The 11978-nt window shown below is 41.5% G+C and carries 16 protein-coding genes and 1 pseudogene; 11 read left to right on the top strand and 6 right to left on the bottom strand.

Translation table 11 applies throughout. The features are described from left to right. The 3 genes and pseudogenes from AB7U21_RS07035 to AB7U21_RS07025 all read left to right on the top strand — a co-directional run. Nucleotides 1-209 (top strand): annotated as a pseudogene (locus tag AB7U21_RS07035) (iron ABC transporter substrate-binding protein); the annotation flags it as partial. A 30-nt stretch (nucleotides 210-239) separates the two neighbouring features. Further along, nucleotides 240-1310 carry an iron ABC transporter permease gene (locus AB7U21_RS07030; protein WP_333788296.1) on the top strand — a complete coding sequence of 357 codons (1071 nt, stop codon included), beginning with the start codon at nucleotides 240-242 and terminating at the stop codon, nucleotides 1308-1310. After that, on the top strand, nucleotides 1307-2062 hold the full coding sequence (locus AB7U21_RS07025; protein ID WP_333788295.1) for an ABC transporter ATP-binding protein: 756 nt from the start codon (nucleotides 1307-1309) through the stop codon (nucleotides 2060-2062). The genes AB7U21_RS07030 and AB7U21_RS07025 overlap by 4 nt, the downstream gene beginning before the upstream one ends. Before the next feature lie 111 nt (nucleotides 2063-2173). Here the strand turns inward: AB7U21_RS07025 and AB7U21_RS07020 are convergent, their stop codons facing one another. Further along, on the bottom strand, nucleotides 2174-3010 hold the full coding sequence (locus AB7U21_RS07020; protein WP_333788294.1) for a class I SAM-dependent methyltransferase: 837 nt from the start codon (nucleotides 3008-3010) through the stop codon (nucleotides 2174-2176). A 273-nt stretch (nucleotides 3011-3283) separates the two neighbouring features. On the opposite strand from AB7U21_RS07020, the gene AB7U21_RS07015 reads away from it, so the two are divergent. The 6 genes from AB7U21_RS07015 (at nucleotide 3284) to AB7U21_RS06990 (ending at nucleotide 6827) form a co-directional block, all read left to right on the top strand. Then, a complete protein-coding gene (locus tag AB7U21_RS07015) occupies nucleotides 3284-3925 on the top strand; it encodes an FmdE family protein (protein WP_333788293.1) in 642 nt (213 codons plus the stop codon). Between the two features lie 292 nt (nucleotides 3926-4217). Then, the gene (locus AB7U21_RS07010) at nucleotides 4218-4394 is read left to right on the top strand and encodes a DUF362 domain-containing protein (RefSeq protein WP_333788292.1); all 177 of its coding nucleotides are present in this window, start codon (nucleotides 4218-4220) and stop codon (nucleotides 4392-4394) included. 142 nt (nucleotides 4395-4536) lie between these two features. After that, complete coding sequence (locus AB7U21_RS07005) at nucleotides 4537-5016, top strand: SRPBCC family protein (protein WP_428387920.1); 480 nt, start codon at nucleotides 4537-4539, stop codon at nucleotides 5014-5016. A 26-nt stretch (nucleotides 5017-5042) separates the two neighbouring features. Further along, nucleotides 5043-5411: an iron chaperone gene (locus tag AB7U21_RS07000; RefSeq protein WP_333788290.1), complete on the top strand. Its 369-nt coding sequence runs from the start codon at nucleotides 5043-5045 to the stop codon at nucleotides 5409-5411. Between the two features lie 141 nt (nucleotides 5412-5552). Continuing rightward, nucleotides 5553-5783: a ferredoxin gene (locus tag AB7U21_RS06995; RefSeq protein WP_333788298.1), complete on the top strand. Its 231-nt coding sequence runs from the start codon at nucleotides 5553-5555 to the stop codon at nucleotides 5781-5783. A gap of 249 nt (nucleotides 5784-6032) precedes the next feature. Next, nucleotides 6033-6827 (top strand): hypothetical protein, encoded by a 795-nt coding sequence (locus tag AB7U21_RS06990; protein WP_428387917.1) that lies wholly within the window; start codon nucleotides 6033-6035, stop codon nucleotides 6825-6827. 550 nt (nucleotides 6828-7377) lie between these two features. Here AB7U21_RS06990 and AB7U21_RS06985 read toward each other — a convergent pair. From AB7U21_RS06985 to AB7U21_RS06975, 3 genes are all read right to left on the bottom strand, one after another. Further along, entirely contained in the window at nucleotides 7378-7887 is a 510-nt protein-coding gene (locus AB7U21_RS06985; protein WP_333788349.1) for a GNAT family N-acetyltransferase, read from the bottom strand. Between the two features lie 68 nt (nucleotides 7888-7955). Then, nucleotides 7956-8375, bottom strand: coding sequence for a DUF3795 domain-containing protein (locus AB7U21_RS06980; protein WP_333788348.1), 420 nt, complete (start codon nucleotides 8373-8375; stop codon nucleotides 7956-7958). Nucleotides 8376-8404: 29 nt separating this feature from the next. Beyond that, nucleotides 8405-8887, bottom strand: coding sequence for a GNAT family N-acetyltransferase (locus AB7U21_RS06975; RefSeq protein WP_333788347.1), 483 nt, complete (start codon nucleotides 8885-8887; stop codon nucleotides 8405-8407). Between the two features lie 229 nt (nucleotides 8888-9116). Between AB7U21_RS06975 and AB7U21_RS06970 the strand changes: the two genes are divergently transcribed. After that, nucleotides 9117-9314: a hypothetical protein gene (locus tag AB7U21_RS06970; RefSeq protein WP_333788346.1), complete on the top strand. Its 198-nt coding sequence runs from the start codon at nucleotides 9117-9119 to the stop codon at nucleotides 9312-9314. Nucleotides 9315-10181: 867 nt separating this feature from the next. On the opposite strand, the gene AB7U21_RS06965 is transcribed toward AB7U21_RS06970, so the two are convergent. Beyond that, a complete protein-coding gene (locus AB7U21_RS06965; RefSeq protein ID WP_333788345.1) occupies nucleotides 10182-10832 on the bottom strand; it encodes a YggS family pyridoxal phosphate-dependent enzyme in 651 nt (216 codons plus the stop codon). 179 nt (nucleotides 10833-11011) lie between these two features. On the opposite strand from AB7U21_RS06965, the gene AB7U21_RS06960 reads away from it, so the two are divergent. Next, complete coding sequence (locus AB7U21_RS06960) at nucleotides 11012-11428, top strand: VOC family protein (protein ID WP_333788344.1); 417 nt, start codon at nucleotides 11012-11014, stop codon at nucleotides 11426-11428. Between the two features lie 58 nt (nucleotides 11429-11486). Here the strand turns inward: AB7U21_RS06960 and AB7U21_RS06955 are convergent. Beyond that, a partial coding sequence (locus tag AB7U21_RS06955) for an erythromycin esterase family protein (RefSeq protein ID WP_428387913.1) occupies nucleotides 11487-11978 on the bottom strand: 492 nt, incomplete at its 5' end.

The following is an 11978-nucleotide window of genomic DNA, read 5'->3' as shown; positions in this document are numbered from 1 at the left end:
CACAGAACCAGGGATCTGTGCTTGCTGATGCCTATTTTGCAGGCAAGCTCCTGTATCCTGAGAGGTTTGAGGATGTGAACCTGGAGAACAAGACCATCGAGATATATACATTCCTGGTTGGAAGGGGTGATGAGGAAGTAGGCCTCCAGGTGTATGAAAAAATGATCAACGCCTTCTCGGTTCCTGCATTCACGAAGCTTGAAGTCTGAGGCTCAAAAAAATAAGAATGGTGAAAGGAAATGAGCCTTCAAGAAGGAGACATAGCCGGCAGGTATAAAGAGCATACAGCCAAAAAAAGAACATATATACTGGCAGGTCTTGTGCTCTTACTTGTGGTAGGTGTGCTTTCAATAGCCACAGGATCCGTGGATATCCCACCACTGGACGTTTTGAGGACACTTGCCGGATACACAGTCTCAACAACCTGGAGCAGCATCATATGGAATGTCCGTTTACCGCAAGTCATTACAGCCATTATGGCCGGTGCGGGCCTAGCAGTTACCGGGGTTGTGATGCAATCCATACTGCGTAATCCCCTCGGCTCCCCTTTCACCTTAGGAATATCCAATGCTGCAGCCTTCGGTGCAGCATTCTCCGTCATAATACTGGGTGCAGGCACCACCAGCAGTAGGGTAGGGGATGCAGTCACAATAAACAATCCCTATGTAACCACTGTAGCAGCATTTGTTTTTGCCATGCTGGTCACCTTGGTCATTCTGGGCTTTTCAAAGATAAGGGGCACTAGTCCGGAGGTCATGATCCTTGTGGGAGTGGCCATGGGATCGCTGTTCACAGCTGGGACAATGTTCCTGCAATACTTTGCCGATGATGTGCAACTGGCCTCCATGGTGTTCTGGACCTTCGGGGACACTGCAAGGGCAAGCTGGGAGGAGCTAGGGCTCATAACTGCTATAGTGGTTTTTTCCATGATATATTTCACATTCAACCGCTGGAAATACAATGCTATTGATGCAGGCGATGAGACTGCCAAAGGGCTTGGAGTGAATGTGGAAAAAGTAAGGCTCTGGGGCATGCTATGGGCATCCCTTGTCACTGCCATCATTGTGGCATTCCTGGGCGTCATAGGCTTTGTGGGACTCATCTGTCCTCACATGACGCGACGTCTTATCGGTGAAGACCATCGTTTCCTGCTGACAGGAAGCATGGTAATGGGAGCCCTACTGCTGCTTTGCGCTGACACCACGGCAAGGCTCATGATGCAGCCATACCAACTACCTGTTGCTGTGCTGACATCTTTTCTGGGTGCTCCTACGTTCATTTACCTCATACTGAAGGGGAGAAGAATATGATACTTGAAGTAGATGGTGTGGAATTCCAATACAGGAGTAAAGAAGTATTGAAAGATATAGAATTCCATCTGAAAAGGAACGAGATACTATCCATACTGGGACCTAACGGTGTCGGAAAGACCACTTTGTTAAAGTGTATGAACGCTATCCTCAAACCAAAAAGGGGTACGATACTCATCGAAGAAGAAGATGTGCTCAAACTGGAGCAGATAGAGATAGCCCGGCTCCTTGGATATGTACCTCAACGCTGTGATTCTGCACGACTGACGGCTTTTGATGCCATTCTGCTGGGTAGAATGCCGCATATGAAATGGAATGTCTCTACCGAAGATGTGATGCTTGTAGAGGCCACTATCAAGAAACTGCATCTTGAAGAGCTGGCTTTGAGATACATTGATGAACTGAGCGGAGGAGAAGTGCAAAAAGTAGGTATCGCCCGCGCAATAGCCCAGAACCCGAAACTGCTTCTGTTGGATGAACCCACAAGCAGCCTGGACCTCAAGAACCAGCTCGAGATACTCAATATCATAAGAGAGGTCGTTAGAAAAGAGAATGTTTCAGCCATAATGACAATGCACGATCTGAACCTTGCCCTCAGATACTCGGACAAGTTCCTCTTCCTTAAGAACGGTACCATATTTGCCGCTGGCAGCGTGGAAGACATTACACCGGACATAATCGAAGAAGTATATGGGGTACCCGTAACTATCCAGAACTATAATGATGTGGCAGTGGTCATACCCACTGCCTGAAACAACATCTTGTGTGTCCATTGTTTGTATAATGCAAATTCCCAGGTGTCAGAAGGTGTTGGCAACAAGGGAAAAAAGCTGATCATTAAAACCCGGATAAATACCGGGGTCTCACTTCTTTTCCCAGCTTATCCGAACGCGGGTTGAAGCTCCCTTTTCGACCAGCTGTCCATTTTCCTGCACAAGAATGTCCTTCAGATAGTCACGAAGAATACTTTCCTGTTCTTCTGTTTCGATCACATAGCGGTCACTGTAAAAGTCCACTGCTTCATCTAAGGAAGAGAAATAGTTGTTATAACCCATGGAAAAAACATGCATATCAGGATATATTCCCATATTGTACAGCACATTGTACAGCACATCGCATTTGGGACCCGGGACATAATTCGTGCCGTAGAGGGCAGGCCACAGGGTGATCGAATGCTCTTCCCAGGGAGTTGTCCCTGCGAACCAGTAAAGGTACACATATTTAGAGGAAGCCTGCTGCATTTTTTGGACAGCTTCCTTTATGTCTGGCATTCCCAATGAGAAAGAGGCAATAACCACATCATACGGTGCATCGAGGTCAGCCTCAACATCCAGATCCTCCCAGCGCTTGCTCACGCAATGTATGTTACCTATTCCCTGCTCTTTCATATTTTCCTTTAAGACATCCATCATTCCGGCTGCAGGTTCCACAGCAGTTACATGGGCAACGTTCTTTGCAATTGGAATGGCAAGCCTTCCTGGACCAGATCCTATATCCAAAACCCTTGATCCTGGGGTAAGGGGCAGTTCATTCAGAGTCGAATCAGTTCTCTCGGAATTTTCCTGAGACCTTTTCCAGAAACGTTCAGCATTTTCCTTTTTGTTCCAGTGGCTGTTCTTATCACCTGTTTTGTCGAGCCTTTGCTGAGTGGTCATGAGCTCTTTCCAAATATCATTCCAGTCAATCTTTCCGTATTGCATATATGCTCCGCCTGGTTCCATCTATTTGTATTTTATCTAGGTTTGTAGGCATATAATATACCAGAAAATACCAGTGAACCGGATCAAATAGATAGTTTTTATGTCCCTATACAATATTAGGGCATTCAATGTCATTGGATAAGGCTTTAGATATATTAAATAGTATGTTTGTTAATATTTATCCAATCTAATCAAATAACATCAAATTAACGTATAACTAAATACTACGAAAGATTTTAAAAGTATCATCTTCTTTTACCTCCTGTGATATACATGTCATCCGAATGTTCAACTCAGGATATGATAAGGCAGATAGCTTCTTTTGATGATGCAGCCAGATTTCATGGACACGTCTGTCCCGGGCTAACTATTGGTTACATCGCCGCAAAAGCTGGGATCGAAAAGCTGGAAGCAGAAAGAGATGTAGATGAAGAGCTTGTGACCATCGTCGAGAACGATGCATGCGGGGTTGATGCAGTGCAGGTGCTCACAGGATGCACTATAGGCAAAGGCAACCTCATCTATCGTGACCACGCAAAACAGGTCTTTACCTTTATATGCAGGGACAGCGGAAAAGCCGTAAGGGTAGCCCTTAAGGCAAGTTTTAACATTGATGACATCGACCCTGAAGTAAGCAAACTGCGTCCAAAAGTAATGTCCGGCACAGCCACCGAGGAAGAGAACAAAGATTTCAGGGAGCGCATGGATGGCATATCCCAAACTATGCGAAAAACTCCTGTTGAGGAAATGTTCGACATACAGTTCGTTGATGTCAAGATCCCACAAAAAGCAAGGATATTCAACTCCGTTAAATGTGCCAAGTGCGGAGAAATGATGGCTGAATCCAGAGCAAAGGTGCAGAACGGGGAATACGTATGTATCCCATGCTATGAGGAATATACCAGAGGATGGTAAGGATACAACAGAAAGGAAAATGTCATCAAAGGCATCTGTAAGAAACGGTGAGGCAGCATTTGAAATCAAATAACTATAGGAGGATCTTACAAACCCTCTATTCTTGATCGATCTTTTATATGCGCATATAAGACAATTTTGAAATAACGGGGTTTTCCGAAATCCTCATAGGAATATTGTGGGTACGGGTTCTAACTTATCTTTTTCTGAATTCGACAGGTATTTATCTAAGATACTCAGAAATATGCTTGTATCGTCTTCATAAAAAGAAGTGATAGGGAGTGTAATCCACATGGTAGTTATCGTTGACAGAAATCTTTGTACAGGATGCGGGCAATGTGTTGACACCTGTCCAGTAGAAGCGCTTTCATTGGGTTCAGATGACATTGTCGTTGCTGATGCAGACTTATGCGTTGATTGCGGACAGTGCATAGACGTATGCCCGGTCGAAGCGCTCTCACTGGACTGAGCTCACTGGAAGTTTCTAATTTTTATTCCGGACCGGTTGGGAGAGTGTAAACCTTACGCTATTGGATTTAACCTCTATTTGAGGAAAAGACTGCCGAAAAAAAGGCATAACACTCAAAATAGATCAAGGAAGGGGTTACCGGATGGCAAAGGCAGATGAAAATGAATTAACCATCACACGCGTCTTTGATGCTCCACGTGACCTTTTATGGAAGGCATGGACAGAGCCTGAGCGAGTGATGCGCTGGTGGGGACCAAAAGGTTTCACATCGCCTATCTGCAAAATAGACCTGCGCATAGGTGGCTCATATCTTTTCTGCATGCTCTCACCTGATGGCGAAGACTTCTGGAGCACTGGCGTGTACCTGGAGCTCGTCCCTCCGGCGAAGATCGTATGCACCGATTCCTTTGCTGATGAGGATGGAAATGTTGTCCCTGCAACGTATTATGACATGGGGGATGATTTCCCGTTAGAATTACAGATCACTATAACTTTTGAAGAGCATGATGGCAAAACAAAGATGACCTTGCTACATGCAGGTCTTCCTTCAGGTGCAATGAAGGATGCGACAGCACAGGGATGGAACGAATCCTTTGACAAGCTCGCTGAAAGCCTGAGATAAATGAATATTAAAGAACTAAGGATATTATGACAAGATCTCTTGCAAAACATGAGACTGTGGATGATTACCTTGCCACAGTTCCACAAGACGCACGTGCCACACTTCTGAAGCTTCGTAAGATCATCCAGGCAACAGTTCCTGATGCAACTGAGGGCATTAGTTACCAGATACCTACCTTCAAGTACAAAGGTCCCCTCGTAGCCTTCGCGGCCTTTCCTAATCACTGCAGCTTTTATGTTATGAGCCCTGCTGTCATGGAAATGTACAAGGACGAACTGAAGTCCTACGATATCGCTAAGGGTACTATCCGCTTTCCGGTCAATAAACCGCTTCCCGCAGCTCTTGTAAAGAAGCTCGTAAAGGCACGGATCAAGGAAAACGCGAAAACCAAATGATGTTGAAGCTTGCAGCCGTCATCTCATTCATCTGAATTATGGCATCACATTTGAAATACAGCGTTTTTGACTGTATTTGCCTTAAATACTATGCAATTCAAATGTAAATCATTCATTCATTCATTAAAGGGGGAGTGAAATATAGCAGACAAAACCATTAAAGTTTCTGAAAATGTTCCGGGCCCGTATTATGTAGATGAAGAATGTATAGCATGTGAATTATGTGTGGACACAGCTCCAGATCATTTCAAAATGGCTGATGATAGGCCACAGGCGTATGTTTTCAAGCAACCTGAAACTGATGAGGAAAAGGACCTTTGTGAAGATGCATTAGGCGCTTGTCCTGTTGATGCCATAGGAAATGACGGATAAGCCTATTGAGATCATGTTGAACTGCAATGAAAGATCTTATTTTTTGATTATCTGATTTCATCATGGATGAGAGTTGCGTTGTTATAATCTTTACGCATTGTATCGTTATCTCATGAAGAATTTTGCATATTTGCCACCTCAATAATTTGTCCTTAATAGGTCAATGATATGTAAGGCGTATTCAGTCTCTTTTCAACCAAACCATTTATCATAGGTGTATTAATTAACTTTTTAATTGGAGTAATTAAAATGGGCTTAATAAAGACAGTGATTAAATGGGTACTGATTGTTTTTGTTTTACTTGTGTTGCTCGGAGCACTTTTAGGAGGGCAATCCGATCAACAAACGAAGTCTACGGATCAGCAACAGCAAGAGGGCACAATTACTACGGTGCAGGAAGGTTTAGCAAATCTTCCAAATGAATATGATAGTTCTGCGGTGCAAAAATATGAAATAATAAAAATTGAAGATATCAGCATTAAAGCGCTTGAAAAACCCTTGTCTGAATATAGTTCAAGTGAATTAAACAATCTTCCTATGAATGTCAGAATGCAATACCGTGTTTTGCTGCCAATAGGTGTTTCCGAAACTGAATTAAAATCTACTTTGATTCAATTAGTGTTGGATGAAACATCCAAAAATACTGATATAGACGAAATATCAGTTTTTGCATATGAAAGGAAAGAAGATTCAAGTGGGGCATACACTCTTGGCATGCTTGAATGGTGTCCTAATGGGCAATGGGATGGGGTTACTGCTGAAATTGCTTCAAGTAATGATAGATCCTCATATGCATATAATATCGAGATTAAAGATAAAGTTGCTAAGCCAGATTCAATAGAGAGACCTACAGAAAAAGACTTTGAAATATATGATTACTATCAACAAGTATATTCGGAAGAATTTGAGAAGCTAGATTTAAGTGATCCATATGCAACTGTTAATTATGATATTGTTTATCAAAGAGTTGCTGATCAGTTTGGAATTACAAAAGAAGAAGTGGATCAGATCACCAAGAAAGTGGCTCTCTACAATGTGCAATGAGTTTAGTCGACAACATCGAAAGTTTACTTTTTTCTTTTTTTTGTACCAGTATTAAATTTATATTTTAAAACCCACACTTCACTTTTATTTATCTATTTCATATAAAAAGCCATGCTTCAGAGCGAGACTTTTAAGAATTGTAAAACCCTAAAGCAAGCATACTATTATCTAATTTGGTTCATGGAACTATCGTTTAGATAGAATGCGTTATACTCAATTTGGTTTAAAATCATCTTCCATTTTGTCAATCTCACTATTACAAAAAGTATCAATGTCTCTTTTAAAGTTGTTACTTATGTAAGTGTTATTCACAGTTTTATTGATTACTTGAATATTGATTATAACATTGTTTCGATTTGCATATTTATTTCTCAGATAATCAGCAAATGTGTTTGTTATAATGATTGCATTATATATTTAGTATCTAACTTTTCAACCAAACACACTAATCCTGCATATTCTTCAGGCTCTAAATCCTTTCCTTTTTTTCCTGCTGTTCAAATCCGCGATATCTTTAGGTGATTAAGCATTGAGTATGCAGGCATATAAGTTAAGCAATGTTGTATCTCCACCATAAAGAGCTATCGGTTTCTTTGTATATACGCATTTCATTCTTTTCCAGAACCTTATGGGAAGCAATGTTGAACTTATCAGTTTCTGCTATTACATGCAGCACTCCATCCTGCTTCATGGCCCACTGGATAATAGCTTGTACAGCTTCGGTCATGTAACCTTTATTCTTATGTGCAGGCTCTGTTCCATATCCTATCTCCACTTCGCCATTGATATTTGGACTGCCCTTGAAGCATATACCTCCAATGGCACAATTATCCGTTTTTGATATGATCTGCCATACAGTATACCATGCATAATTGCTGCTATCTGTCATAGCTTGTTCATACGCAGACCCAAAAACTTTTTTAAGTTCATCGGGAAGTGATTCAGCTGTAACCTGAACACCAATGTTCCTTTCAAAGTTTCCATGCTCATGAATATATGATTTGAAATTTGCGAGGTCCAAACAGAGTATTCTTAGTCTTTCGGTATTAAGTTCTAACATTACACCCCACCATCAAATTCACCATGCTACTATTTTTGAAGACGGAATATATCTGGCAGACATCTGTATCATTGTTCTTTCACCTGATCCCCCCATTTGCTGCATTTCCATGTATGCACACAGATGATATTCCCACATTTTTCACAGGTCCATTTTTCATTTTCGAGAACCATTAAATTATCTATTCCGGTTTCCTTTATCCTTTTCAGGTTATCGATCATGCTCATCCCGTACTTTGTCCTGTATCTCTTATCAAGCTGTTTAAGTCTTGCACAGGGGAATCCTTTACAGGAAAAACAGTAGTTAGCAGATGTTTTCTTCAGCTCTTCACAGTTCTTTATACGGCAAACGATACAATACTTCGGCTTGTTCAGGTCAGAGCCATTGCATCCCGGACATTTGTTCTTGTCCCGCAGGTATGCGCGGCAGACCCCGCAGTTCATACCACAGGGGGCTATCAAGGACTTATCGATATTTATTGGATGCATTGCACCTCAGACTTTGTTAATATCTTTTTTCATATATGTTTCATAAAAACAACCCGATGCTCCCCAGGGCCACTATAATCCATAACAACATTGGTCCCATCAATGGCATCTTCGCCAATAAGCTTCATTCCCATGCTTGTATGAAAGGCTATGGATTCAAGATTTGTAGGCTTTGTTATGGCTTTAATTCCCGAACAATGCTTTTTTCTTGCGCATTCGATGAAATGCTCATAGAGCTTTCGGGCAAGCCCCTGTCTGCGATAATTATCTCTCACGGCCAATAGATGTGCATAGGCTATGGGATCGGTCTGGGAATAGAAACCAAAAAGATACGCACAGACAGTGTCGCCATCCTTTATTACAAAGGCCGTGTTCCCGAATTCATAGATCAGCATGGGATGATGTAAATGCAATGTTCTGTCACTGTCCCAGAAATCATTGATATTTGAGATTATCTGGTCGAAATCAGCTTTGCTGCAACCCATTAATTCCATTTTGGTGTCACCTGTCATACACTTATTGGAAACTTCAAAGGTATTTGAGTCTTAACTTTTAAAAACATTACCTCTGCAAGCCTCTCAGTTAACGATAGTGCATCTGCAGATGTCGGGTATATGGTTCTGCTTTGATTCGTTGCGCATGTTTTTGTATTAAGTTTATGCTAATTATCAATCATTATAAAATATTCAAACGATTGTTAATTAAAATTTTGTTTATATACCATAACAGTGATTTCGTAGTATGTTTGAAAAATACTGGTCATTATTCCTTGTAGCAGCAATTGGATCGATAATTGTTGAGCATTCTTATCTGGGAATTGGATTGTCTTTTATGGGCTTTGCTTTAGCGAGGCATAAAGAAGATCGTGTTCTAATGGATACATTCTCTGCAGATGTTCAGAAACATGAATCTTATGAGGGCTATGCAAGCATCCAGTAAAAAATGGTCAATGAGATGTTTTCCGTCGTCGGTCACTAAAAAGTTGCTGCTTTAAGATATTACGTGATTTTTTTGTTGATGTATCCAGGTATATTCTTGCTGGATACATCATTTACAACTAACGGAGCATTTTTCAGAAGGGGTCAGCAGGAGCATGTTGTACGGATGCCCCTGCTTAGAGATGTACACCTTAAAGCCAGTGTACACAATGCTCTATATCATGCAAGTTTAAGAAGGTAGACTTAGCAAGGTGAAAGTGATCCAATCATAAAAACGATCTTTTCTTTTACGTAGGCCTGTTACTGCAGGTACATAAAAGCTTATACAAAACGCATAGTTGAGGGCAGATGTTAGAAATAGCTGATTGGTTGCAGACCACGGTGCTTATTTCTATCCTGTGCCTTCATTTGATCCATTTAGATGTGTTTTCCACGTAGTCTATCTTTTGACTATTTTAGATAATAATATGAACGATCTGTATCAAGCTTCATACTTCTCGCAATATAATTTAACACAGAATCGCTATACAATTTTATAAACTTCCTCATATATTATTATGAATATTTTTATATAGTATCAGTTCTATAATAAGCCTTAACCGAAGGTTAGTCGGTGAAAAACGGTGGGCTTAATGGACAGAGACTCATATACAGATGAAAGAAAAAGCAATTATTCATTAAGCATTTTAGTAGATGGGTTTATACAGCCTCACTGTAGTGGAGCTGTCAAGAAAAACGGTAATCTTTTATAAACCTCTGCTTTATGTTTTCTGAAAACTGTTCAGTTCTATCTCTATATGAAGTCCCCTGTCTATGCCTGAATGATATTTTTTGGAGTCCAGGAAGTTTTTCTAAGTACCGGGCTTTTTCAGTATTTTCTATCTCCGAATATTGAAGAACCGATCCTCACCATGGTAGCTCCTTCTTCAATGGCTATCCTGTAGTCATTGGACATACCCATTGAAAGTTCCTGAATATCGACATTTTCCAGGTCAATCTGCTGCATTTCAGCAAACAGGGCTTTCATCCTTTTGAAATATGACCTTGTTTGCTCAGGTGACTCAAAAGGAGGAATACACATGAGTCCTTCCACATGAATATTTTTGAGTCCATGGATCTCTGTGATCACCTGTGCTATCTCATTTTCCATAAAGCCGAATTTCTGGGGCTCTTTGCCGATATTGATCTGCAGGAATATCTTCTGTATCTTGCCAAGGTCCCAGGCTTTCTTATTGATGTCCTGTATCAGCTTCAGTGAATCCACTGACTGGATCACATCAAAGAGCTGAACGGCTTTTTTGACCTTTTTTGACTGTAAATGTCCTATGAAGTGCTTTTCACAGGGAAGCAGATCATCACATTTACTCTCATATTCCTGAACTTTGCTCTCCCCTATGATAGTGGCTCCGGCCCTTATGGATTCATTTATTCTCTGTGCATCGATCGTCTTGGTGACACAGACAAGCTTTGTATTTGCAAGCTCTTTGAGGACGGCCTTTACGTTCTGATAAACTGTCATTTATACTCCCAAAGAGGTCTTAGTTAATGATTCGCTCGCAGCTATATGAACTAAATGCAAGGGTCTGATATAAAAAGCTCGTTTGGTTTGCTTCATTGGTTTTAAGTGTCGGATAAATTATTTAATCGGGTAGGTTCCAGTTATCAATGTGTCCAATCTTATTGATGGGAGTGAATAAAATGTTTGTACAGCCATATATAAATTTTAATGGGAACTGCCGGGAAGCTGTTGAATATTACACAAAGGTCTTTGAAGCAGCTAAGCCTGAGATCATGTCATTCGGTGATGCACCAGAAGATATGGGCTTTCCGGTAACGGAAGAAACAAAGGATCTGGTAATGCATACTGCTCTTGAGATAGAGGGAAGCACAGTGATGTTCTCAGATGTTCCCCCAGGTATACCTTTTATCCTTGGGAACAATATCGGCCTTGTAATTATCAGTAAGGATACGGATAGGATAAGGTCAATGTTCAACGCACTCAAAGCTGAAGGCACTGTGGTAATGGAGCTTCAGGAAACGTTCTGGAGCAAACTGTACGGCATGGTGACCGATAAATATGGTATTGAATGGCAATTTCATCATGACCGTGAATGAAAAAACGTATTTCCGTTTTTACATGTTGATCAATACTTTATTACACACTTTTTTTATTTTATCGGTGCAGGGGTGGCCCTCCTCTGGCGTATGACGTTGAACGCAGGAAAGCCAGCCAGTCGAAATCCGTGAAACATTGAGAAGTTAGTGCGAAGTAGGTCGGGTTCTTCATGCTGCCAGAGCGGATTTTAAGAGCTTCGATCTCCGGAGCTGGAAGCCCGTGGCCTTTGTGGGTTGGGATGAAACTGATCGGTCCCGGCAGATCCCCCAACAATGCTTCGAGAGTGCCAGGTTCGGGTTGGCTGATACCATTGTCATCAGAAAGACCCACTGCAGAGCCGATGACTACGTAGCGTGGACCGAACATCTCATTGAGATGGGACCCAGCCGGCCACCATGTTAATGAGTGAGGGCCAAGTTGCATATGGGCCTTTCCCCGCTGCAGATGGCTGTTGTGAGCAAAAGCCAACACTTTTCCTCTGTATCGCTCACGGGATACTATATACAGCAGATTTTCTGCCATCATCGTATCGCGAATGCCGAGAAGCCT

The sequence above is a fragment of the Methanomethylovorans sp. genome, assembly GCF_050177135.1.
Lineage (GTDB): Archaea > Halobacteriota > Methanosarcinia > Methanosarcinales > Methanosarcinaceae > Methanomethylovorans.
Note: the sequence above shows the minus strand (reverse complement) of the source record. Positions and strands in the feature narration are given on the sequence as shown.